Consider the following 22854-nt stretch of genomic DNA (forward strand, 5'->3'; position numbering starts at 1 on the left):
GGCCCGCCGGCCCGCCACGGCCGGGTGCGGCTACTCCCCCGCCGGGACCTGACGCAGCCGCTTCGCGAACTCGGCCGCCGCCGCGCCGGGGTCGTCGGCGGCGGTGATCGCGCGCACGACGACCACGCGCCGGGCGCCCGCCTCCACCACCTGGTCGAGGTTGCCGAGGTCGATGCCGCCGATGGCGAACCAGGGGCGGCCGGTGCCCAGCGCCGCGGTGTACCGGACCAGGTCGAGGCCGGGTGCGTGGCGGCCGGGCTTGGTGGGGGTCGGCCAGCACGGACCGGTGCAGAAGTAGTCCACGCCGTCCTGGACGGCGGCAGCGGCGGCCTCGGACTCGGCGTGCGTGGAGCGGCCGATCAGCACGTCGTCGCCGACGACGGCCCGGGCGGCGGGCACCGGCAGGTCGCCCTGGCCGAGGTGCAGCACGTCGGCGCGGGCGGCGTGCGCGACGTCCGCGCGGTCGTTGACCGCGAGGAGCCTGCCGTGGCGGGCGCAGGCGTCGGCGAGGACCTTGAGGTGCTCCAGTTCCTCGGCCGCCTCCATTCCCTTGTCCCGCAACTGCACGACGTCGACCCCGGCGGCGAGCACGGCGTCGAGGAACTCGGGCAGGTCGCCCTGGCTCCGGCGGGCGTCCGTGCACAGGTAGAGCCGAGCGTCGGCGAGCCGGGCGCGGGCAGTGGTCGCGGCGGTGTCGGGCATGCGGGTGTCCCCCCGGTTCGTTCGGTGGCGCGGGCCCGGGACGGGCCGCACGAGGGTGGCGCACGGGCCGCGGACCGGGCCTCTCCCGGGCCGGGGTCCGCGGCTCGTACGCCGGGTGGTGCGGTGGATCGGCGCGGCGGATCAGCGGTGCCGCGGATCAGCGGTGCCGCTGATCAATCGGGGCGACGGGACGGCGTCGCTGTGGTCAGACGGCGAGCGCCTGGGCCCGGCGCTTCACCTCCGTACCGCGGTTCTCCGCCAGCGCCTGGGCGGGGGTGCCGGGCAGGCTCGGGTCGGGAGTGAAGAGCCACTCCAGCATCTCCTCGGCCGTGAAGCCGTCGTCCCGCAGCAGCGTCAGGGTCCCTACCAGGCCCTTGACGACCTTGTCCTCGTCGATGAAGGCCGCGGGGACGTGCAGCGCGCGGTTCTCCCCGCGGCGGACGGCGATGAGCTGGCCTTCCTTGATGAGCTGGCGTACCCGGGTCACCTCGACGCCGAGCTTCTCGGCGATGTCGGGGACGGTGAGCCAGGCAGGCACGAGAGCATCGGTCTTTGCGTCAATCTCGGTCACGCCCCCAGCCTGCCACCTGGCACTGACACTCGGAAACCGGACTACGCCGATGCCGCCGTCGCCGCCTTCAGCGGCTTCGCCGGGTCGGCCAGCAGATCCGGGTCCATCCTCGTGCCCGCCTGGATCAGGCGTCTGCCCTGGGCCAGGTCACGGGGGCGGCCCACCGCCAGCAGCGCCACCAGGCGGCCCGCGCGCAGCCAGCAGACCGTCCACGCCGGGCTGGAGGGGTCGCCGCGCCACAGGGTGGTGTCGGCGGCCGTGTGGTGACCGGCGTACTGGACGAAGCGGCCGAACTGCTCGGACCAGAAGTACGGCACCGGGTCGTAGGCCGCCGCGGGTTCGCCGGCCGGGGCGCCGACGATGTCGGCGGCGACCGTGCGCGGCCCCTGGAGCGCGTTGTCCCAGTGGTGCACCAGCAGCCGCTCGCCGTAGCGGGCGGAGGGGAAGGAGGCGCAGTCGCCCACCGCGTGGACGTCCGGCACGCGGGCGCGCAGGCGGTCGTCGGCCAGGACCTCGCCGTGCCGGCCGAGGGCGATCCCGGAGCCGGCCAGCCAGCCGGTGGCGGGGCGGGCGCCGATGCCGACGACGACCGCGTCGGCGGGCAGCCGGGTGCCGTCGTCGAGGACGACCCGGGCGGGCTCGCCCGGACCGCCCGGCTCGACGCGCTCCACGCGCGCGCGGGTGCGCAGTTCGGCGCCCGCGTCGGCGTACCAGGAGGTCATCGGCGCGGCCACCTCGGCGGGCAGCGCGTCGGCGAGCGGCCGGTCGGCGGCCTCCACCACGGTCACCGCGCAGCCCGCCTCCCGCGCGGCGGTGGCGAACTCGGCGCCGATCCAGCCCGCCCCGACCACCACGACGTCGTGCTGCCGGGCGAGCACCGGGCGCAGCCGTTCGGCGTCGTCCAGGGTGCGCAGCAGGTGTACGCCGGGCACGCCCTCGGCGCCGGGGAGCCGGACGGGTTCGGCGCCGGTCGCCAGGACGAGGGAGTCGTAGGGCACGGGCCCCTCGGAGGTGTCGAGGAGGTGGTCGCCGGGGCGCACGCCCAGGGCCTCGCAGCCCAGCCGCAGGGTGATGCCGAGCGCCTCGAAGTCGACGTCGAAGGCGGACCCCTCGGCCGTGCCGAGCAGGACGGCCTTGGACAGCGGGGGGCGGTCGTACGGCTGGTGCGGCTCCGCGCCGATCAGGGTCACCGGGCCGGTGAAGCCCTGTTCCCGCAGGGCGACCGCCGTCTGCACGCCCGCCATCCCGGCGCCCACCACGACCACACGGCGCTCCGCGTCCGCCGCCGGCCCCTGTCCCCGTTCCCGCGTCTGCTCACTCACCTGATCACCATAGACACCCCGGTGTTCCACCGGTCGGTGCCCGTCCCCCGTGAACTGCGCGACGCCCCCGGCCGCACGGGGTCCCCTACCCGCGCCCTGTGCCGCGGGCTAGGGTGGCCGACGCAAGGCACTCGCGGGAGCCCGGACGCACCGGGCTGAGAGGGAGGCTGGCGGCCTCCGACCGTACGAACCTGATCCGGGTCATGCCGGCGAAGGGAGGGGCTGGACGCCCATGTCGTCTCCACCACACACGCCTCGTACGCCCCGCACGCCCGACGTGCTCGTCGTCGGCGGCGGGATCGTCGGGCTGGTCACGGCCTGGCGGGCCGCTCAGCGCGGGCTGGCCACCGCCCTCGTGGACCCCGAACCGGGCGGCGGGGCGGCCCGGGTGGCGGCCGGGATGCTGGCCGCCGTCACCGAGCTGCACTACGGCGAGGAGACGCTGCTCGCGCTGAACCTCGCCTCGGCCCGCCGCTACCCCGCGTTCGCGGCCGAGCTGGCCGAACTGACCGGCCGGGACCTCGGGTACCGCCGCTGCGGCACCCTGGCCGTCGCACTGGACGCCGACGACCGCGCCCACCTGCGCGACCTGCACGCGCTCCAGCAGCGCTCGGGCCTGGAGTCGGAGTGGCTGTCGGGGCGCGAGTGCCGGCGCCTGGAGCCGATGCTCGCGCCGGGCGTGCGCGGGGGGCTCCGGGTGGACGGCGACCACCAGATCGACCCGCGCCGCCTCGCACGGGCGCTGGTGGCCGCCTGCGCACACGCGGGCGTGGTCTTCCACCGGGTGTGGGCCGAGCGGCTCACCGTCGGGCGCGGGGACCGGGCCACGGGCGTCGTCACCGCGGACGGCACCGCGCTGGAGGCCGGGCAGGTCGTGCTGGCCGGGGGCAGCCTCAGCGGGCGGCTCACGGGCGTGCCGGAGGCCGTACTGCCGCCGGTGCGGCCGGTGAAGGGCCAGGTGCTGCGGCTGACGATGCCCCGGGCCCACGGACCGCTGCTGAACCGGACGGTGCGCGCCGTGGTGCGCGGCAACCACGTCTACCTGGTGCCCCGCGAGAACGGCGAGCTGGTCGTCGGCGCCACCAGCGAGGAGCTGGGCTGGGACACGACGGTCACCGCGGGCGGCGTCTACGCGCTGCTGCGCGACGCCCACGAGCTGGTCCCCGGCATCACGGAGCTGCCGCTGACGGAGACCCGCGCGGGTCTGCGCCCCGGCTCCCCGGACAACGCCCCGCTGCTCGGCCCGACCGGCCTGGACGGCCTGCTGCTGGCCACCGGGCACTACCGCAACGGCGTGCTGCTCACCCCCGTCACCGGCGACGTCATGGCGCACGCCCTGACCACCGGGGAGCTGCCGGAGGAGGGCCGCCCCTTCACGCCCCGCCGCTTCGGCGGCGCCCCCGCGCTTCCCCCACTCCCGCGACTTCCGGAGCACTCCGCATGAACATCTCCGTCAACGGCGAGCCGCGCGAGGTGGCTCCCGGCACCGCCCTGGACGCGCTGGTGGGCACCCTCACCGCGGCACCGTCCGGAGTGGCCGCCGCCCTGAACGAAACCGTCGTCCCGCGCGCGCAGTGGTCCGCCACCGCCCTGGCCGACGGCGACCGCGTCGAGGTCCTCACCGCCGTCCAAGGAGGCTGACCGTGGCCGACGATCCCTTTGTCCTCGGCGGTACGTCCTACGGGTCCCGCCTGATCATGGGTACGGGCGGGGCGCCCAGCCTGGACGTGCTGGAGCGCGCGCTGGTGGCCTCCGGGACGGAGCTGACGACCGTCGCGATGCGGCGGGTGGACACCTCGGTGCACGGGTCGGTGCTGTCCGTACTGGAGCGGCTCGGCATCGGAGTGCTGCCGAACACGGCCGGCTGCTTCACCGCCGGGGAGGCCGTCCTCACCGCGCGGCTGGCGCGCGAGGCGCTCGGCACGGACCTGGTCAAGCTGGAGGTCGTCGCCGACGAGCGCACGCTGCTGCCCGACCCGGTCGAGCTGCTGGACGCGGCCGAGACACTGGTCGACGACGGGTTCACGGTGCTGCCGTACACCAACGACGACCCGGTGCTCGCGCGGAAGCTGGAGGACGTCGGGTGCGCGGCGATCATGCCGCTGGGCTCGCCGATCGGCTCCGGGCTCGGGATCCGCAACCCGCACAACTTCCAGCTCATCGTGGAGCACGCGCGCGTGCCGGTGATTCTGGACGCGGGGGCCGGTACGGCCTCGGACGTGGCGCTGGCGATGGAACTGGGGTGTGCGGGGGTGATGCTGGCCTCGGCGGTGACGCGGGCGCAGGAGCCGGTGCTGATGGCCGCGGCGATGCGGGCGGGGGTGGAGGCGGGGCGGCTGGCTCGGCGGGCGGGGCGGATTCCGCGGCGACACTTCGCCGAGGCGTCGTCCCCCGCGGAGGGCTTGGCGGTGCTGGATCCGGAGCGGCCCGCCTTTTAGCGGCCCGGCGCGGTCCCGGGGGCTCCTCTCCCCGGCACCGTCCGGGGGCTCCTCGCCCGGGCGCCGTCCGAGGGCTCCCCTCCCACCCGCGCGCCCGTTCCCCGTTGGGCACGAACACCTTTCCCATGGGTGCTCCGCCGTCGGCGGAGCACCCCCGCGTGGGAAGCGTCACAGATGCGCTGCAGTAACGGCCCGATTCCGCTCGGCGGCGCGGGGTGTCCGTGGCGGCTCGTAGACTCGCCTGCGTGGACACGACCCTTCAGGACCCTCTCGTCGGGCAGGTGCTCGACGGCCGGTACCGCGTCGAGGCGCGGATCGCGGTCGGCGGGATGGCCACGGTCTACCGGGCCGTGGACACCCGCCTGGACCGCGTGCTCGCGCTGAAGGTGATGCACCCGACGCTCGCGACCGACGCCACCTTCGTCGAGCGGTTCATCCGCGAGGCCAAGTCGGTGGCCCGGCTCGACCACCCCAATGTCGTCCAGGTCTTCGACCAGGGTGCCGAGGGGGCGTACGTCTACCTGGCGATGGAGTACATCGCGGGCTGCACCCTGCGGGACGTGCTGCGCGAGCGGGGGGCGCTCAGGCCGCGGGCCGCGCTGGACATCCTGGAGCCGGTCCTCGCCGCGCTCGGCGCCGCGCACCGGGCGGGCTTCGTGCACCGGGACATGAAGCCGGAGAACGTGCTGATAGGCGACGACGGCCGGGTCAAGGTCGCCGACTTCGGCCTGGTCCGCGCCGTGAACACCGTCACCAGCACCACCGGCGCGGTCCTCGGCACCGTCTCCTACCTGGCGCCCGAGCAGATCGAGCACGGCACGGCCGACCCCCGGGTGGACGTGTACGCGTGCGGTGTCGTGCTGTACGAGATGCTGACCGGCACCAAGCCGCACGACGGCGACTCGCCCGCGGCGGTGCTCTACAAGCACCTGCACGAGGACGTGCCGCCGCCCTCGGCCGCGGTGCCGGGAGCCGCCCTCGAGCTGGACGAGCTGGTCGCCGCGGCCACCGCGCGCACCCCCGAGGTCCGGCCGCACGACGCGGTGGCGCTGCTCGCCCTGACCCGTGAGGCGCGTGCGGCGCTCAGCGCGGAGCAGCTGGACGCGGTGCCGCCCCAGGCGCTCGCCGCGGAGCACGACAACGCCGAGGACCGTACGAGCGTGATCCCGCGCGCGCTGACGATGCCTCGCCGCCTCCCCGTCGACGGGGACGAGGCCGACGGCGCGGACGGGGTCAGCCGCACCAGCCGGCTGGCGTCTCCCGCGCCGGCTCCGGCCCGCTCCCGCCTGCCCCGGCCGCGCCGCGGCCCGCTGGCGATCGTCGTGGCCGCCCTGCTGGTGCTCGGGATCGGCACGGGCATCTGGTACATCAACTCCGGCCAGTTCACCAAGGTGCCGCCGCTGCTGTCCAAGACCGAGGCGCAGGCCCGGGACCGGCTGGACGAGGCCGGGCTGGACGTCGGCAAGGTGCGGCACGCCTACAGCGACACCGTGGAGCGCGGCAAGGTCATCAGCACCGACCCCGGGGTGGGCGACCGCATACGGAAAAACGACTCGGTGTCGCTCACCGTCTCCGACGGCCCCGACACCGTGAAGCTGCCCGACGTGTCGGGCTACAGGCTGGACCGGGCCCGCAAGCTGATCGAGGACGAGGGCCTGGAGCCCGGCATGGTGACCAGGGCGTTCAGCGACGAGGTGGCCAAGGGCTTCGTGATCTCCACCAAGCCCGCCTCGGGCACCACGGTGCGCGCGGGCTCGGCGGTCGCCCTGGTCGTCAGCAAGGGCAGCCCGGTCGACGTCCCGGACGTCACCGGCGAGGACCTGGAGGACGCGAAGTCCGAGCTGTCGGAGGCCGGCCTGAAGGTGAAGGTCGCCGCGGAGCGGGTGAACTCGGAGCACGACAGCGGCCAGGTCGCCCGGCAGTCCCCGGACGCGGGCGGCCGGGCCGCCGAGGGCGACACGGTGACGCTCACGCTGTCCAAGGGCCCCCGGATGATCGAGGTCCCGGACGTGGTCGGCGACAGCGTGGACGACGCCAAGCGCACGCTCCGGGACGCGGGCTTCGAGGTGGAGGAGGACCGAGGGCTGCTCGGGCTGTTCGGCGACACCGTCAAGAAGCAGTCGGTGGACGGCGGGGACACGGCTCCCGAGGGGTCCACCATCAAGATCACCATCAGGTGACGGGGCACCGCCGGCCGCATGACACCCTGGATGGGTGAAGAGTCAACAGTCCGCCCCCTCGGCCTCCGCCGCCCTCCCCCGCAACCCCGTCGGCGCCCACGTCCCGGTGGCCGGCGGGCTGCACTCCGTGGGGCTGTCCTACGCCCGTGACCTGAAGGCCGAGGCCGTGCAGGTCTTCGTCGCCAACCCGCGCGGCTGGGCCACCCCGGCCGGCAGCCCGAAGCAGGACGAGGCCTTCCGGGAGGCCTGCGCGGCCGGGTCCGTCCCGGCGTACGTGCACGCGCCGTACCTGATCAACTTCGGCTCGCACACCGAGGCGACGGTGGAGCGGTCGGTGGAGTCGCTGCGGCACTCGCTGCGGCGCGGGCGGGCCATCGGGGCGCTGGGCGTCGTGGTGCACACCGGGAGCGCGACCGGCGGACGGGACCGGGCGGTGGCCCTGAAGCAGGTGCGGGAGCACATGCTGCCGCTCCTCGACGAACTGACCCACGACGACGACCCGTACCTGCTCCTCGAGTCGACCGCCGGGCAGGGCGCCTCCCTGTGCTCACGGACCTGGGACTTCGGGCCGTACTTCGATGCGCTGGACGCCCACCCGAAGCTCGGGGTGTGCCTGGACACCTGCCACATCTTCGCGGCCGGCCACGACCTGACCGGACCGTCCGGCATGCACCGGACCCTCGACCTGCTGGTGGAGACGGTCGGCGAGGGCCGGCTGAAGCTGATCCACGCCAACGACTCCAAGGACGTGGCGGGGGCGCACAAGGACCGGCACGAGAACATCGGCACCGGTCACATCGGCGAGGACCCCTTCCGCGCGCTCATGACGCACCCGGCCACCGAGGGCGTGCCGCTGGTGATCGAGACGCCCGGCGGCAAGGAGGGGCACGCGGCGGACGTGGAGCGGCTGAAGAAGCTGCGCGACGGCTGACCCCCGGGGGTGCCGCGCCGGGTCACGGCTCGGGGCCGTCCCCGGGCTCCTCCTGGTAGGAGTAGCGCTGCTCCCGCCACGGGTCGCCGATGTTGTGGTAGCCGCGCTCCTCCCAGAAGCCGCGCCGGTCGGCGGTCATGTACTCGATGCCGCGGACCCACTTCGGGCCCTTCCAGGCGTACAGGTGCGGGACGACCAGCCGCAGCGGGAAGCCGTGCTCGGCGGTGAGCAGTTCGCCGTCCTTGTGCGTGGCGAAGAGGGTGCGCTCGGCGGTGAAGTCGGACAGCCTGAGGTTGGAGCTGAAGCCGTACTCGGCCCAGACCATGACGTGGGTGACGGCGGGCGCGGGCGGTGCCAGCTCCAGGATCGTGGCGGCCGGGACGCCGCCCCACTCGGAGCCGAGCATGCTGAACTTCGTGACGCAGTGCAGGTCGGCGACGACCGTGGTGTAGGGCAGGGCGGTGAACTCGTCGTGGGTCCAGCCGTGCTTCTCGCCGTCGGTGGTGGCGCCGAAGACGCGGAACTCCCAGCGCTCCGGGCGGAACTTGGGGACCGGTCCGTAGTGGGTGACCGGCCAGCCGCGCTGCAGCCGCTGCCCGGGCGGGAGCTCGAACCGCGACGCTCCTTGCGAACCGTCTTCTCCCGATCCGTGTTCCACCGGCTGACCCATGCCTTCCATCCTGACAGACCCGGACCCGTGCCCCCGACCCGCCCCCCTTACATTCGGGCAAACCGCCCCATCAGTCACCAAAGTGTCACCAAGGCGTCTAAGCATGCACTTACTTACTAAGTCTAGACTTACTGGACGATCTTCGACACCGGTGCAATCATGCCGCGCAACACGCCTGTTCCCGTTCGAAGGAGCGTCAAGCGATGCAGGGCGACCCGGAAGTCATCGAGTTCCTCAATGAGCAGCTCACGGCCGAGCTGACGGCCATCAACCAGTACTTCCTGCACGCGAAGCTGCAGGACCACAAGGGCTGGCACAAGCTCGCGAAGTACACGCGCGCGGAGTCCTTCGACGAGATGCGCCACGCCGAGGTGCTCACCGACCGCATCCTGCTCCTGGACGGCCTGCCGAACTACCAGCGCCTCTTCCACGTGCGGGTCGGCCAGAGCGTGACCGAGATGTTCCAGGCCGACCGGGAGATCGAGCTGGAGGCGATCGACCGGCTGCGCCGGGGCATCGAGGTGATGCGGGCCAAGCACGACATCACGTCGGCCAACGTCTTCGAGGCGATCCTCGCCGACGAGGAGCACCACATCGACTACCTGGAGACCCAGCTCGACCTGGTCGAGAAGCTGGGCGAGTCGCTGTACCTGTCGACGGTGATCGAGCAGACCCAGCCGGACCCGTCGGGTCCGGGCTCGCTCTAGGCCACCGGGGCCTCAGGCCGCCTCGGGAAGCTCCGCGAGGACCGGCTCGCCCTGGTCGGCCAGCCGCCGGCGGGGGCAGGCGCCGCGGCCGAGCAGGGCCTGGATGCGGCGTACGCAGCCGCCGCAGTCGGTACCCGCCTTGCAGGCGGAGGCGATCTGCCGGGGCGTGCACGCACCGGCCTCCGCGTGGCTCTTCACCTGTTCCTCGGTGACACCGAAGCAACTGCAGACGAACACGCGGTTCACCTCCCGGGCGGGATCCATGGTCGTGCCGTACCGACGACCGGAGGGCCCGACTGATCGGTGAGGCAAACCTAACCTAACCCATCGCCCAGGGCCTGCGACAGTGCGAGGGGCGCGGATCCCGTGTGACCCGCGCCCCATTTCGCCCGCCCGGGGGCGGCCCGTCACTGGTCCCGGTACATCTCCGCCACCAGGAACGCCAGGTCGAGCGACTGGCTGCGGTTCAGCCGCGGGTCGCAGGCCGTCTCGTAGCGCTGGTGCAGGTCGTCGACGAAGATCTCGTCGCCGCCGCCCACGCACTCGGTCACGTCGTCGCCGGTCAGCTCCACGTGGATGCCGCCCGGGTGGGTGCCGAGCGCCTTGTGCACCTCGAAGAAGCCCTTGACCTCGTCGAGCACGTCGTCGAAGCGGCGGGTCTTGTGGCCGGAGGCCGCCTCGTAGGTGTTGCCGTGCATCGGGTCGGTGATCCAGGCGACGGTGGCACCGGACGCGGTGACCTTCTCCACCAGCTCGGGGAGCTTGTCGCGGATCTTGTCCGCGCCCATCCGGACGATGAAGGACAGCCGGCCCGGCTCGCGCTCCGGGTCGAGGCGCTCGATATACTGCAGCGCCTCCTCGGCCGTGGTGGACGGGCCGAGCTTGATGCCGATCGGGTTGCGGATCCGCGAGGCGAACTCGATGTGCGCGTGGTCGAGCTGCCGGGTGCGCTCGCCGATCCACACCATGTGCGCGGAGACGTCGTAGAGCTGCCCGGTGCGCGAGTCGACGCGGGTGAGGGCCGACTCGTAGTCCAGCAGCAGCGCCTCGTGCGAGGAGAAGAACTCGACGGTCTGGAACTCGGCCGGGTCCGTGCCGCAGGCCCGCATGAAGTTCAGCGCGTTGTCGATCTCCCGGGCGAGCTGCTCGTAGCGCTGGCCGGAGGGGGAGGACTTCACGAAGTCCTGGTTCCAGGCGTGCACCTGCCTGAGGTCGGCGTAGCCACCGGTGGTGAAGGCACGCACCAGGTTCAGCGTGGACGCCGAGGCGTGGTACATGCGCTTGAGCCGCTCGGGGTCCGGGACGCGGGCCGCCTCGGTGAAGTCGAAGCCGTTGACGGAGTCGCCGCGGTAGGTCGGCAGCGTCACGCCGTCGCGGGTCTCGGTGGGCTTCGAGCGCGGCTTGGAGTACTGGCCGGCGATCCGGCCGACCTTCACCACGGGCACGGAGGCGGCGTAGGTGAGGACGGCCCCCATCTGGAGGAGGGTCTTGAGCTTCGCCCGGATGTGCTCGGCGGACACCGCGTCGAACGACTCGGCGCAGTCGCCGCCCTGGAGGACGAACGCCTCTCCCCGGGCGACCGCGGCCATGCGGGCACGCAGCTGGTCGCACTCCCCGGCGAACACGAGCGGCGGATACGACTCGAGCTCGGCGATCACATCGCGCAGAGCCTCGGCATCCGGGTACTCGGGCTGCTGCGCCGCGGGCAGGCTTCGCCAAGTCGCCTGAGCGGCGACGCTTCGGGAATCAGCGTTCACGGTCACGCGCCCAACAGTACGCGGTCGGTCACGGCGTCCAGCACCACGCCCAGTCCGTGAGACGGGACCCCGGTGCGGGCCGCCGCGGCCGGGTTGGTAGCCTCACGCGCCTTCTGAGTTCGAATTCACAGGCAACTCGCACAGACGTTCACATCGAGCGCACACCGGGGTGGGGTTTTGATCGCGGACCATCGCAGAGACCGCAAGAAGAAGAGACTGCTCGTCTACGGCGTCGCCTCGGCGGTGGCCGTCGCCGCCACGGCCGGCGGCCTGGCCCTGGCCTCGCCGGACCTGCTCGGCTCGGACACCGCCCAGGCCGTGACCGGCCCGCCCGGGGCCCGGCTGCAGAGCGAGTTCGAACGGGCCGCCGAGGAGTTCGACGTCCCGCAGAGCGTGCTGATGGCCGTCTCCTACCGGCAGACGCGCTGGGAGGACCACGACGGTCTGCCGAGCACCACCGGCGCCTACAACGTCATGGGCCTCACGGCCGTCGACGAGGACAGCCTGGACAACCGCAGCGCCGCCGAGGAGCGCGAGCACCGGCTCGAGCACATGAACCGCAGCGGCGACCCGGTCGTCGAGCGGCACTTCGACGCCGACAAGGCGCTCAAGAGCCTCGACGAGAAGCCCGTCGACACCGACGACCCGCGGCTGCACACCCTGGACGAGGCGGCCGGTCTCATCGACGCCTCGGCCGACGAGGTGCGGAGCGACACCGCCGAGAGCATCCGGGCGGGCGCCGCGCTGCTGGCCAAGTACCAGAAGGACGCGACCGGTTCGCTGCCCGAGGACCCCGGCGCCTGGTACCCGGCGGTGGCCCGCGCCAGCCAGGCACCGGACCACAAGGGCGCCCAGCTCTTCGCGCAGCGCGTGTTCGAGTCGATCAAGACCGGTGAGCAGCGCGTCACCACCGACGGCCAGTCCCTCACGCTGCCGGCCGACCCGGCGGTGGAGCCGAAGAAGACGACGGACCTGGAGCTGGCCGCGGCCTCCGCCGCCCCCGCGCCCGAGTGCCCGTCCGGCCTCAACTGCGACTTCCGCCCGGCCGCCTACAAGCAGAACGGCGGCATCGACGACTGGGGCAACTACAACGTCGCGAGCCGCCCCACGGCCGGCCACGAGATCACCTCGATCGTGATCCACGACACCGAGGGCAGCTACAGCAGCGCCCTGGGCGTCTTCCAGAACTCCCTGTCGTACGCCAGCGCCCACTACCTGATCCGCGCCTCCGACGGGCTGGTCACCCAGATGGTGGAGACGAAGAACGAGGCGTGGCACGCGGCCAACAAGACCCTCAACATGCACTCGATCGGCATCGAGCACGAGGGCTACGCGATCAAGGACGGCAGCTGGTACACCGAGCCGCAGTACGAGTCCTCGGCCGCGCTGGTGAAGTACCTGGCCGGCAAGTACGACATCCCGCTGGACCGTGAGCACGTCCTCGGCCACGACGAGGTCCCGGGCGTCCTGGACGGCAACGTGAAGTCCCAGCACTGGGACCCGGGCCCGTTCTGGGACTGGAACCACTACATGGACCTGCTGGGCGCCCCCACCGGCGCCGAGGGCCCGGGCGGCCCGTACCGGGCCGGCCAGGTGGTCCGCGTCGTCCCGCCGTTCACCACGGCGAACCAGCCGAAGATCACCAACAGCGGTTCCCCGGTGGCCCAGCAGCCGGCGAACTTCACCTACCTGTACTCCTCGCCGTCCACCTCCTCGGCCGCGCTGACCGACCCCTACCTGGGCAGCCAGAGCCCGACCGAGGGCTGGAACTGGGCCAACAAGGTCCTGGCCGGCGGCGAGTACGTGGTCGCCGAGGCCCAGCAGGACTGGACGGCCATCTGGTACGGCGGCAAGAAGGCCTGGTTCTCCAACCGGGGCGGCCAGTTCGCCACCGCCGTCGGCACGCCGGACGTGGTCACGCCCAGGTCGGGTTCGGGCTCCGTCCCGGTCTACGGGCGCGCCTACCCGGAGGACAGCGCGTACACGGGCACCGGTGTGCCGGTGCAGACCAGGAACAACGAGTCGCTGACCAAGTACGGCGTCCTCGCCGGGCAGAAGTACACCCTGGCCGGCGGTGCCCTGAAGGGCTCGTACTTCAACAGCGGCAACATGGACGGTTCGGGCACGGGCTCGCGCACGGTGGTGGTGGGCAGCACCACGTACTACCCGATCCGCTACAACCACCGCATCGGCTACGTGCGCACGGCCGACGTCCAGCTCGTCAAGGGCACCGCGCCCGACCCGGGCACCGACCGGTACGACCTCCTCGGCCGGGACGCCTCGGGCGTGCTGTGGCAGTACCAGGGCACCGGCAGCGCGTCCTCGCCGTTCTTCGGCCGCTTCCGCGTGGGCGGCGGCTGGAACACCTACGACGCGGTGACCACGCTCACGGCCCTGCGCGCCGACGGCACCGGCGACATGGTGGCCCGCGACAAGAGCGGCGTGCTCTGGTACTACAAGGGCACCGGCGACGTGGCGAAGCCGTTCGGGCCCCGCATCCGGGTCGGCGGCGGCTGGTCCGTCTACGACACGGTCACCGGCGCCCGCGACCTGACCGGCGACGGCAGGCCCGACCTGATCGCCCGCGACAAGAGCGGCGTCCTGTGGCTCTACAAGGGCACCGGCAGCGCCTCCGCGCCCTTCGAAACCAAGTCCAGGATCGGCGGCGGCTGGTCCGTCTACAACACGCTGACCGACACCGGCGACCTGACCGGCGACGGCAGGCCGGACCTCGTCGCCCGCGACAAGAGCGGCGTCCTGTGGCTCTACAAGGGCACCGGCAGCGCCTCCGCGCCCTTCGAAACCAAGTCCAGGGTCGGCGGCGGCTGGTCCGTCTACGACGTGCTGCGCGGCCCGAGCGACCTGAACCGGGACGGCCGGCCGGACCTCGTCGCCCGCGACAAGGACGGCGTGCTCTGGTTCTACCAGGGCACCGGCAGCGCCTCCGCGCCGTTCAAGGGCCGCACGAAGATCGGCAACGGCTGGAAGATCTACGGCATGCTCGTCTGAGCCGTCGGCCGTCGGCCCCGGCGCGGATGCGCTAGGGTCGACGGCATGTTCGCGCACTCGACCCGCACCTGGTGGTGGACCGCTCATCCGGCGGCCCACTGACTGCGCGCGACACACGACTCCGCGAAGGCCGCCCGAGGGGCGGCCTTCGGTGTTTCCGAGCCCGGGTCCGTTCCTCTCCGACAACCGAGAAGGACCCGGACCCATGACACCGCTCGACGGCCTCCTGGCCGACCACCGCCCGTTCGCCCTGCTCCGCCGCCGCGCCCCCGGTCACGACCACGACCTCGTGGAGCTGCTGACCGGCCCGGTCACGGAGTACGCCACGCTCGCCGAACTGCCCGACGAGGGGCTGGCGCTCGTCCCCTTCCGGCAGATCCGCGAGCGCGGCTTCGACGTCCGCGACGACGGCACCCCGCTGCTGATGCTCACCCCCGAGGAGCGGTGGACGCTCCCGCTCGCCGAGGCGCTGGACCGGCTGCCCGCGCACGAGGTCCGGGTCGAGGGCGGTGGGTTCGACGTCGGCGACGAGGAGTACGCGCGGATCGTCGGCCGGGTGCTGGACGAGGAGATCGGGCGGGGCGAGGGCGCCAACTTCGTGATCCGGCGGACGTACGAGGGCCGGATCCCCGGGTTCGGGCGGGCCGACGCGCTGGCGCTGTTCCGGCGGCTCCTGGAGGGCGAGCGGGGCGCGTACTGGACGTTCGTCGTGCACACCGGGGACCGGACGCTGGTCGGGGCCAGCCCGGAGGTGCACGTGCGGATGTCCGGGGGCACGGTCGTCATGAACCCGATCAGCGGCACGTACCGCTACCCCGCCGAGGGCCCGACCCCCGAGCACCTGCTCGGTTTCCTCGCCGACGGCAAGGAGATCGAGGAGCTGTCGATGGTCGTCGACGAGGAACTGAAGATGATGTGCACCGTCGGCGACATGGGCGGGGTGGTCGTCGGCCCGCGCCTGAAGGAGATGGCGCACCTCGCGCACACCGAGTACGAGCTGCGCGGGAAGTCCTCCCTGGACGCGCGGGAGGTGCTGCGGGAGACGATGTTCGCGGCGACGGTCACCGGCTCGCCCGTGCAGAACGCCTGCCGGGTCGTCGAACGGCACGAGAGCGGCGGGCGGGGCTACTACGCGGGCGCGCTGGCCCTGCTCGGGCGGGACCCGGGCGAGGGGCCGGGAAGTCCGGCCGGTCTCCAGACGCTCGACTCCCCCATCCTGATCCGCACCGCCGACATCGACGCCGAGGGGCGGCTGCGGGTGCCGGTCGGCGCCACGCTGGTGCGCGGCTCGGACCCGGCGGGCGAGGTCGCCGAGACCCACGCCAAGGCGGCCGGGGTGCTGGCGGCTCTGGGCGTCCGTCCGTCCCGGCCGCGTGCGCGGGAGGAGCGGCCGGGACTGGCCGACGATCCCCGGGTGCGGGCCGCGCTGGACGGGCGCCGCGCCTCGCTCGCCCCGTTCTGGCTGCGGATGCAGGAACCGTCGGCCGCGCTGAGCGGACACGCGCTGGTCGTCGACGCGGAGGACACCTTCACGGCGATGCTCGCGCACGTCCTGCGCTCCTCGGGGCTGACGGTGAGCGTACGGCGCTACGACGAGCCGGGGCTGCGCGAGGCGGTGCTGGGGCACGAGGGCGGCCCGGTGGTGCTGGGTCCGGGCCCCGGCGACCCCTGCGACCCGGCCGACCCGAAGATGCGCTTCCTGCGGAACCTGACCGCCGAGGTGCTCGGGGCGCACCGGCACGGCGTGCTCGGCGTCTGCCTCGGGCACGAGCTGATCGCGGCGGAGCTGGGGCTGGACATCGTGCGCAAGGAGGTGCCGTACCAGGGTGCGCAGACGGAGATCGACCTGTTCGGGCGGCCGGAGACGGTCGGCTTCTACAACAGCTTCACCGCCCGCTGCGACGACGCGGTCGCCGCCGAACTGGCCGCGCACGGCATCGAGGTGAGCCGCTCGGTGGGCGGCGAGGTGCACGCGTTGCGGGGTCCGGCGTTCGCGGGCGTGCAGTTCCACCCGGAGTCGGTGCTGACCCTGAACGGCACCGCGATCGTGCGGGAGCTGGCCGGTCAGCTCCGCGGCACCAGCACGTTGTCCGAGCGGCGGCCCTGACGGTAGTCGAGGACGTTGCGCGCCGTCGTCTCGACGATCTGGCCGACGGCGTCCTCGGTGTAGTACGCCTGGTGGGAGGTGACCAGGACGTTCGGGAAGGTGACGAGGCGGGCCAGGGTGTCGTCCTCGACGGCCTCCAGGGACTTGTCGAGGAAGAACAGGCCCGCCTCCGCCTCGTACACGTCCAGGCCCACGCCCGCGAAGCGGCCCGAGCGCAGCTCGCCGACGAGGGCCGCGGTGTCGATCAGGCCGCCCCGGCTGGAGTTGATCAGGATGGCGTCGTCCCGCATCGACTTCAGCGCGGCGGCGTCGAGCAGGTGCCGGGTCTCGGGCATCAGCGGGACGTGCAGGGTGACCAGGTCGGAGCGGGCGAGCAGCTCGTCCTTCGGGACGTAGCGCATGCCGAGTTCGGCACAGGCCGGGTTCTCGGCGACGTCCCAGCCGAGCAGGCGCATGCCGAAGCCGTGGGCGATGCGGGCGAAGGCCTCGCCGATCTTGCCGGTGCCGAGGACGCCGGCGGTGCGGCCGTGCAGGTCGCGGCCCATCAGGCCGTCGAGGCGGAAGTCGAAGTCGCGGGTGCGGTTGGAGGCGCGCACGATCCGCCGGTTGACGGCCATGGCGAGGGCCCAGGCGAATTCGGCGACCGAGTGGGGCGAGTAGTACGACACGCGGGCCACGGTCATGCCGAGCCGCTCGGCCGTGGCCAGGTCGACGTTGTTGAAGCCGGTGGAGCGCTGGGCCACCATCCGGGTGCCGCCGGCCGCGAGGATCTCCAGGACCGCGGCGCCGAGGTCGGCGTTGACGGACGTGGAGACGATCTCGTGGCCCGCCGCGATGGGGGCGGTGTCCTCGTTGAGGAAGACGTCCAGGCAGCGGACGTCTTCCTGGTCGCGGAAGGCCCGCTCGATCAGGGGCTTCTCGTCGGCCTGGACGCCGAAGGCAAGGATCTCCATGACCGCTCCCGTCGTGGTGGGCTCCGGGCCGAATATACGGGCCCGGGCCTGCCCTCGCCGGTCAGCCGGAGGAGACGCCGGCCTCCTCGTACCGCGCCGGGCCGGCCGTCCTCGGGCGGGCCGTGACCTCGGCGGCCGGGGCGCGGGACGCCCGCGGGCACGCCGTACTCGTCGGCGAGGCGGGTGGCGACGCCGGGGCGTCCTCGCCGACGAGGGTGATCCGGGCCGCGACGCCGAGCGCGGCGAGGGTGTCCTCGATGCGCCGGATGCCGTCCCGCTCCCGGAGCCGCGGCCGCGGTCCCGCGCGCGGGTCACGCGTCGTCCAGGCCCCGTTCTATCGCGTACCGCACCAGCTCCACGCGGTTGTGCAACTGGAGCTTGCCCAGGGTGTTCTGGACGTGGTTCTGCACGGTGCGGTGGGAGATGACGAGGCGTTCGGCGATCTGCTTGTAGCTCAGGCCCTTGGCCACCAGGCGCAGCACCTCGGTCTCCCGGTCGGTGAGCCGGGGCGCGCCGGGGTCGTCGGTGCCCGCGGCGGGCGCGGGTTCGGAGGCGAGGCGGCGGTACTCGCCGAGGACCAGTCCGGCCAGCCCCGGGGTGAAGACCGGGTCGCCGGCGGCGGTGCGGCGCACCGCGTCCCGCAGTTCCTCGGTGGAGGCGGACTTCAGCAGGTAGCCGGTCGCGCCGGACTTCACGGCCTCCAGCACGTCGGCGTGCTCCCCGCTCGCCGAGAGCACCAGGACGCGCAGCTTCGGGTCGGCGCCGACCACCTCCTTGCAGACCTGGACGCCGGGCTTGCCGGGCAGGTTGAGGTCGAGCACGAGGACGTCGGGCGCGGCGGCCGCGGCCCGGCGCACCGCCTGGTCGCCGTCGCCGGCGGTGGCGACGACGTCGAAGCCGGACTCGGCCAGGTCCCGGGCGACGGCGTCGCGCCACATCGGGTGGTCGTCGACCACCATCACCCTGATCGCATCCGGCCGTTCGGGGTCCAAAGGTCCGGAGGTCCGTCGTTCAGTCATGGTCCGCTGCCTTCCCCCGTGCGGTGGTGCCGACGGTCTTCTTCGGTGCCTTCAGTTCGACTTCCGTGCCCTGTCCGGGCACCGAGATCAGCTCGGCGGTGCCGCCGAGGTCGCGCAGCCGGCCGCGGATCGAGAGGGCCACGCCGAGCCGTCCCTCGCCCTCGGCCTCGGCGAGCCGCCCCTCCGGGATGCCGGGTCCCTCGTCGCGGACGGTGACGATCACCTCGTCCGGTTCGTCCTCGACCAGGATCCACGCGCGGGCCCGCTCGCCGACGTGCCGGCGGACGTTGTCCAGGGCGGCGCCCACGGCGGCGGCCAGCTCCCGTGCGGCACCGGGGGCGAGGAGCACCGGGGCGCCCGGCTCGGCGAGGTTCACCAGTGAACCGGCGTACGGGGCGAGCAGGGCGCGCAGGTCGACGGGACCGTCCGGGTCCGCCGCCTCCGGTTCCTCCACCTCCCGTACGACGGCGCCCTCGGCGGCGTCCTCCGACACGCGGGAGACGGGCACCAGGCCGCCGGAGACGAGGGTGCGCAGGGCCACCTCCTGCTCACCGGCGAGCCGGCCCAGCTCGGCCGCCTCGCCGCCGATGACGGCGCCCCGGCGCTGCACCATCGCCAGCACCTGGAGGACGCTGTCGTGGATGTCGCGGGCGAGCCGTTCGCGTTCCCTGGTCGCCGCCTCGATCTCCAGGGCGCGCGCGAGGGTGCGCTCGGAGGCGCGGGCGACCTCGACGACGTAGCCGATGGCGATGGAGGCGACCCAGACGAGGACGACGTTGTGGACGGTGTCGCGGGCCGGGGTGCCGCGTTCGACCAGGTTGGCGACGGCGACGAGGGTGGAGGCGACGGCGGCCCAGCGCCAGCCGCCCTTGATGGCGAAGGCCAGCACGGAACCCGCGGTCCATATCGACGGCAGGGTCGGCCCGCCGTCCATGACGCGCTCGTGGGCGTCGGCGAAGGGTGTGAGCAGGATGCCGGCCAGGGCGATGGTGAGGTCGGCGGCGAGGAACCGCTTGGTGCAGCTCGCGGCGTTCTGGACCTTGGGCAGGGTGGCCAGGGTCCACACGAGGAGGAGGGCGTAGTAGGCCACGGCGAGCCAGGGGCGGGCGAAGCCGGAGTGGGCGGTGGCGAAGAAACCGATCGCGTACAGCATGGTGAGCACGCGGTAGCCGGCGAGCGCGCGCCACAGCGGCAGCTCGACGGACATCCTCATGACTCTCTCGCGCCTGGCCATCTTCCCCTCCCCCGAACGCCCGGTGCTCCTGTCCGCCCTAGGTCCCGGTCCGGCTCCTGTCGGCCCTGGCCGCCGCCTTGCCCGCTTCCTTCTCGGCCTTCGCCGCCTCCGCGAGCTGTCGCTTCATGGCGGTCGCGTACATGTCGACGTACTCCTGGCCGGAGAGCTTCATGATCTCGTACATGACCTCGTCGGTCACCGCGCGGAGCACGAAGCGGTCGTGCTCCATGCCCTGGTAGCGGGTGAAGTCGAGCGGGCTGCCGATGCGGATGCCCGGGCGCATCAGCTTCGGCATCACCTGGCCGGGCGGCTGGATCTTCTCGGTGTCGATCATGGCGACCGGGATGACGGGCGCGCCGGTGGCCAGGGCCACGCGCGCGAGGCCGCCCGGCTTGCCGCGGTAGAGGCGGCCGTCCGGGGAGCGGGTGCCCTCGGGGTAGATGCCGAACAGCTCGCCGCGTTCCAGGACCTCTATGCCGCTCCTGATGGCGGCCTCGCCCGCGCCGCGCACGCCGGAGCGGTCCACCGGGAGCTGGCCCACGCCCTTGAAGAAGGCGGCGGTCAGCCTGCCCTTGACCCCGGGGGTGTTGAAGTACTCGGCCTTGGCGATGAAGGTCACCTTGCGGTCGAGGACGGCGGGCAGGAAGAACGAGTCGGAGAACGAGAGGTGGTTGCTCGCCAGAATGGCGGGGCCCTCGGCCGGGATGTGCTCAAGGCCCTCCACCCAGGGCCGGAAGGCGAGCTTCAGCGACCCCCCGACGGTGACCTTCATCGCGCCGTACAACAACCGAGTGCCTCCCGTGTGTGAGGTTCAGACCTTAACCCGCGCCGCCGTCAATGGCCCCGACGGCCCTGGTCGGTGTCCGTGCGGTCGCGTACGGTGAAAGACCCGCGAGTCCCCCTTGACGACAGGAGACCGAGACGTGCCGGTGCTGCCCGGAGCCGAGCCGTTCCGCCACGAGGGCGGGGAGACCGGCGTCCTCCTCTGCCACGGTTTCACCGGCTCCCCGCAGTCGCTGCGCCCCTGGGCCCGGTACCTGGCCGAGCGCGGTCTGACCGTGTCGCTGCCGCTGCTGCCCGGACACGGCACGCGCTGGGAGGACATGCAGGTCACCGGCTGGCAGGACTGGTACGCGGAGGTGGACCGCGAGCTGCGCGCCCTGCGCGAGCGCTGCGCCCGGGTCTTCGTGGCCGGCCTGTCCATGGGCGGTGCCCTGGCGCTGCGGCTCGCCGCGAAGCACGGCGACGCGGTCGAGGGCGTCGTCCTGGTGAACCCGGCGAACCGGATGCACGGCGTCGCCCAGCACGCCCTGCCGGTCCTGCGCCACCTGGTGCCCGCCACGAAGGGCATCGCCAGCGACATCGCCAAGCCGCTCAGCACGGAGCTGGGGTACGACCGGGTGCCGCTGCACTCGGCGCACTCGCTGCGCGCCTTCTTCCGGCTGGCCGACGGCGACCTGCCGCAGGTGACCCAGCCGCTGCTGTTGCTGCGCAGCCCGCAGGACCATGTGGTGCCGCCGGCCGACTCGGCGCGGATCCTGGGCCGGGTGTCGTCGACGGACGTGACGGAGATCCTGCTGGAACACAGCTACCACGTGGCGACGTTGGACCACGATGCGGACCGGATCTTCGCGGAGAGCGTCGCGTTCATCGGCCGGCTCGCACCCGGTTCCGTCAGGGAACCGGAGACCGGTCTCGGCAAGGAAGGGACGGCCGCAGGTGGCTGAGCACGACTCCGACCGTGAGGACCGCGAGGAGCGGGGCGTGGGGCGGGAGCACCGCGAGGGGCCGGAGCGCGCGGCGGAGGGCGGGCCCGAGGCGCAGGGCACGCCCTTCGACGAGGGCGCCGCCTGGGACGCGATCGTCGCCGGGTACGGGGAGGAGCCCCCGGACCCGCCGGGCGCGAAGCCCTTCAAGTCGGTCGAGGACCTGGCCCTGCTGGAGACCGAGGTGAACGACGAGAAGCCCGCGGCGGACCGGCCCTCCCCCGACCGGCCGCTGGGCGGCTCCGTGGCGTTCGCGCCCGGTGTCGGCCCCCGCGACCACACGCCCGCCGAGCCCTCCGACGACGACTTCGACGCGGACGACGAGGGCCACTTCGTACCGCCCGAGCCGCCGCCGCTGCCCGACGCGGACGCCACGTCGAAGTTCGCCTGGCTGGGCGTGCTCGGCGGCCCGGTGCTGCTCCTGCTGGCGGTGGTGCTCGGCTGGGAGATGACCTGGTGGCTGACGACCCTGAGCATCGGCGGCTTCCTCGGCGGCTTCGCCACCCTGGTGGTGCGGATGCGGACGGGCGACGAGGACGACGACGACCCGGGGCGCGGCGCGGTGGTCTAGTCCCCCCGGGACCGCGGTCGCGCGCTCGCGGCCGGTCAGCCGGTCGTGGCGGGTACGCGGAGGGCGGTCAGGACCGGGAGATGGTCCGTGGCCGCCCTCAGGTCGTCCTCCGCCACCCCGGGCAGCCCCGCCGGCACCCCGCAGCCCAGCACCTCGACGCCCTCGGTGACGAAGACCGCGTCGATCCGGCGGTCCGGGGCGGCGGCCGGGAAGGTGTACTCCCCGCCCCAGGGCGCGGCGGTCCAGCAGTCACGCAGCCCGTCGCCGAGCCGCCGGAAGGTACGGCCGCCGGGACGCTCGTTCAGGTCGCCGCCCGCCACGGCGTGGGTGACGCCGAGGGCGGCCAGGTGGTCGAGGAGCAGCCCGGCCTGCTCGTGGCGCTCGTCCGGCCGCAGCGACAGGTGGGTGCTGAGGACGCCGAGACGGGCCCCGCCGATCCGGACCACGGCGGTGGCCAGGCCCCTGCGGTGCTGACCGGGGGTGAGCGGGAGCAGCACGTCCTCGGTGCGCTCCACGGTGGCCCGCAGGGAGCAGAGCAGCGCGGGGCCGGCCGCGGTGGCGCCGCCGGAGAGGAGGACCAGGTCGCTCGCGGCGGCGAGGCGGGTGATCTTCTTGCGCCAGCGGAAGAAGCGGGGGGCCTCCTGGAGGAGGACGAGGTCCGGTGCGCAGGCCTGGATGACGCGGGAGAGGGCGCCGGTGTCGTCGCGCAGCGAGCGGACGTTGTAGCTCAGGACGCGGATGACGGCGGAACCGTCGGGTTCTGTGCGGGAGTTGGGGAGCGCGGGAAGGGACGTTGCCATGCGGTCAATTTACGGGACCGCATGATCGGCCGCCTTGTGGGCCGGGGCGCGGGGACGGCGGGCGAGTGCCGGTCCGTCGTGGCTCGTCGCGCCCGCGGGGCGGAGCCCCGAACGGAC

At 73.3% G+C, this 22854-nt stretch carries 22 protein-coding genes and 1 riboswitch; of the genes, 11 read left to right on the forward strand and 11 right to left on the reverse strand.

Going from position 1 to position 22854, the window contains the following annotated elements:
• Positions 1 to 30 precede the first annotated feature (30 nt).
• From thiE to Sdi02f_RS31435, 3 genes are all read right to left on the reverse strand, one after another.
• Positions 31 to 702, reverse strand: a complete 672-nt coding sequence (thiE, locus tag Sdi02f_RS31425) for a thiamine phosphate synthase (RefSeq protein WP_053639140.1) — start codon at positions 700 to 702, stop codon at positions 31 to 33.
• A 205-nt stretch (positions 703 to 907) separates the two neighbouring features.
• On the reverse strand, positions 908 to 1273 hold the full coding sequence (locus Sdi02f_RS31430) for an Rv2175c family DNA-binding protein (protein ID WP_030402146.1): 366 nt from the start codon (positions 1271 to 1273) through the stop codon (positions 908 to 910).
• A gap of 41 nt (positions 1274 to 1314) precedes the next feature.
• The gene (locus Sdi02f_RS31435) at positions 1315 to 2595 is read right to left on the reverse strand and encodes an NAD(P)/FAD-dependent oxidoreductase (protein ID WP_167458285.1); all 1281 of its coding nucleotides are present in this window, start codon (positions 2593 to 2595) and stop codon (positions 1315 to 1317) included.
• A 123-nt stretch (positions 2596 to 2718) separates the two neighbouring features.
• Positions 2719 to 2830, forward strand: a riboswitch (TPP riboswitch).
• Here Sdi02f_RS31435 and thiO point away from each other — a divergent pair.
• From thiO to Sdi02f_RS31460, 5 genes are all read left to right on the forward strand, one after another.
• A complete protein-coding gene (gene thiO / locus Sdi02f_RS31440; protein ID WP_055469463.1) occupies positions 2828 to 4039 on the forward strand; it encodes a glycine oxidase ThiO in 1212 nt (403 codons plus the stop codon). It overlaps the preceding riboswitch by 3 nt.
• Positions 4036 to 4236 (forward strand): sulfur carrier protein ThiS, encoded by a 201-nt coding sequence (gene thiS / locus Sdi02f_RS31445; RefSeq protein WP_030402143.1) that lies wholly within the window; start codon positions 4036 to 4038, stop codon positions 4234 to 4236. The genes thiO and thiS overlap by 4 nt, the downstream gene beginning before the upstream one ends.
• A gap of 2 nt (positions 4237 to 4238) precedes the next feature.
• Positions 4239 to 5033, forward strand: coding sequence for a thiazole synthase (locus Sdi02f_RS31450; protein ID WP_053639138.1), 795 nt, complete (start codon positions 4239 to 4241; stop codon positions 5031 to 5033).
• Positions 5034 to 5278: 245 nt separating this feature from the next.
• Entirely contained in the window at positions 5279 to 7213 is a 1935-nt protein-coding gene (pknB, locus tag Sdi02f_RS31455; protein WP_167458286.1) for a Stk1 family PASTA domain-containing Ser/Thr kinase, read from the forward strand.
• Positions 7214 to 7247: 34 nt separating this feature from the next.
• Positions 7248 to 8144: a deoxyribonuclease IV gene (locus Sdi02f_RS31460; protein WP_030402140.1), complete on the forward strand. Its 897-nt coding sequence runs from the start codon at positions 7248 to 7250 to the stop codon at positions 8142 to 8144.
• Positions 8145 to 8166: 22 nt separating this feature from the next.
• Here the strand turns inward: Sdi02f_RS31460 and Sdi02f_RS31465 are convergent, their stop codons facing one another.
• Positions 8167 to 8814: a sulfite oxidase-like oxidoreductase gene (locus Sdi02f_RS31465; protein ID WP_030402139.1), complete on the reverse strand. Its 648-nt coding sequence runs from the start codon at positions 8812 to 8814 to the stop codon at positions 8167 to 8169.
• A 203-nt stretch (positions 8815 to 9017) separates the two neighbouring features.
• Between Sdi02f_RS31465 and bfr the strand changes: the two genes are divergently transcribed.
• Positions 9018 to 9521, forward strand: coding sequence for a bacterioferritin (gene bfr / locus Sdi02f_RS31470; protein ID WP_030402138.1), 504 nt, complete (start codon positions 9018 to 9020; stop codon positions 9519 to 9521).
• A 12-nt stretch (positions 9522 to 9533) separates the two neighbouring features.
• Here bfr and Sdi02f_RS31475 read toward each other — a convergent pair whose 3' ends face one another.
• A complete protein-coding gene (locus tag Sdi02f_RS31475) occupies positions 9534 to 9785 on the reverse strand; it encodes a (2Fe-2S)-binding protein (RefSeq protein WP_030402137.1) in 252 nt (83 codons plus the stop codon).
• A 143-nt stretch (positions 9786 to 9928) separates the two neighbouring features.
• Positions 9929 to 11284: a class II 3-deoxy-7-phosphoheptulonate synthase gene (locus Sdi02f_RS31480; RefSeq protein ID WP_030402136.1), complete on the reverse strand. Its 1356-nt coding sequence runs from the start codon at positions 11282 to 11284 to the stop codon at positions 9929 to 9931.
• A 171-nt stretch (positions 11285 to 11455) separates the two neighbouring features.
• Here Sdi02f_RS31480 and Sdi02f_RS31485 point away from each other — a divergent pair, with 171 nt between their 5' ends.
• From Sdi02f_RS31485 to Sdi02f_RS31495, 3 genes are all read left to right on the forward strand, one after another.
• Positions 11456 to 14287 (forward strand): N-acetylmuramoyl-L-alanine amidase, encoded by a 2832-nt coding sequence (locus Sdi02f_RS31485; RefSeq protein WP_108934433.1) that lies wholly within the window; start codon positions 11456 to 11458, stop codon positions 14285 to 14287.
• A 45-nt stretch (positions 14288 to 14332) separates the two neighbouring features.
• Positions 14333 to 14389: a trp operon leader peptide gene (locus Sdi02f_RS36910; RefSeq protein ID WP_078493144.1), complete on the forward strand. Its 57-nt coding sequence runs from the start codon at positions 14333 to 14335 to the stop codon at positions 14387 to 14389.
• Positions 14390 to 14492: 103 nt separating this feature from the next.
• Positions 14493 to 16394, forward strand: a complete 1902-nt coding sequence (locus tag Sdi02f_RS31495) for an anthranilate synthase family protein (RefSeq protein ID WP_108934434.1) — start codon at positions 14493 to 14495, stop codon at positions 16392 to 16394.
• On the opposite strand, the gene Sdi02f_RS31500 is transcribed toward Sdi02f_RS31495, so the two are convergent.
• The 4 genes from Sdi02f_RS31500 to Sdi02f_RS31520 form a co-directional block, all read right to left on the reverse strand.
• Complete coding sequence (locus Sdi02f_RS31500; RefSeq protein ID WP_031087603.1) at positions 16352 to 17347, reverse strand: 2-hydroxyacid dehydrogenase; 996 nt, start codon at positions 17345 to 17347, stop codon at positions 16352 to 16354. The two genes, Sdi02f_RS31495 and Sdi02f_RS31500, sit on opposite strands and share 43 nt — an antisense overlap.
• A 311-nt stretch (positions 17348 to 17658) precedes the next feature.
• A complete protein-coding gene (locus Sdi02f_RS31510; RefSeq protein WP_030402132.1) occupies positions 17659 to 18366 on the reverse strand; it encodes a response regulator in 708 nt (235 codons plus the stop codon).
• A complete protein-coding gene (gene macS / locus Sdi02f_RS31515) occupies positions 18359 to 19600 on the reverse strand; it encodes a MacS family sensor histidine kinase (protein ID WP_055469459.1) in 1242 nt (413 codons plus the stop codon). Before macS ends, Sdi02f_RS31510 begins: the two co-directional genes overlap by 8 nt.
• A gap of 37 nt (positions 19601 to 19637) precedes the next feature.
• Complete coding sequence (locus tag Sdi02f_RS31520) at positions 19638 to 20372, reverse strand: lysophospholipid acyltransferase family protein (RefSeq protein WP_051783458.1); 735 nt, start codon at positions 20370 to 20372, stop codon at positions 19638 to 19640.
• A 151-nt stretch (positions 20373 to 20523) separates the two neighbouring features.
• Between Sdi02f_RS31520 and Sdi02f_RS31525 the strand changes: the two genes are divergently transcribed.
• Positions 20524 to 21327, forward strand: a complete 804-nt coding sequence (locus Sdi02f_RS31525) for an alpha/beta hydrolase (RefSeq protein ID WP_108934435.1) — start codon at positions 20524 to 20526, stop codon at positions 21325 to 21327.
• The gene (locus tag Sdi02f_RS31530) at positions 21320 to 21937 is read left to right on the forward strand and encodes a hypothetical protein (RefSeq protein ID WP_030402128.1); all 618 of its coding nucleotides are present in this window, start codon (positions 21320 to 21322) and stop codon (positions 21935 to 21937) included. Before Sdi02f_RS31525 ends, Sdi02f_RS31530 begins: the two co-directional genes overlap by 8 nt.
• Positions 21938 to 21972: 35 nt before the next feature.
• On the opposite strand, the gene Sdi02f_RS31535 is transcribed toward Sdi02f_RS31530, so the two are convergent.
• On the reverse strand, positions 21973 to 22737 hold the full coding sequence (locus tag Sdi02f_RS31535; RefSeq protein ID WP_030402127.1) for an endonuclease/exonuclease/phosphatase family protein: 765 nt from the start codon (positions 22735 to 22737) through the stop codon (positions 21973 to 21975).
• Between the last annotated feature and the right edge of the window lie 117 nt (positions 22738 to 22854).

It is taken from the genome of Streptomyces ardesiacus (assembly GCF_003112575.1).
Taxonomy (GTDB): domain Bacteria; phylum Actinomycetota; class Actinomycetes; order Streptomycetales; family Streptomycetaceae; genus Streptomyces; species Streptomyces ardesiacus.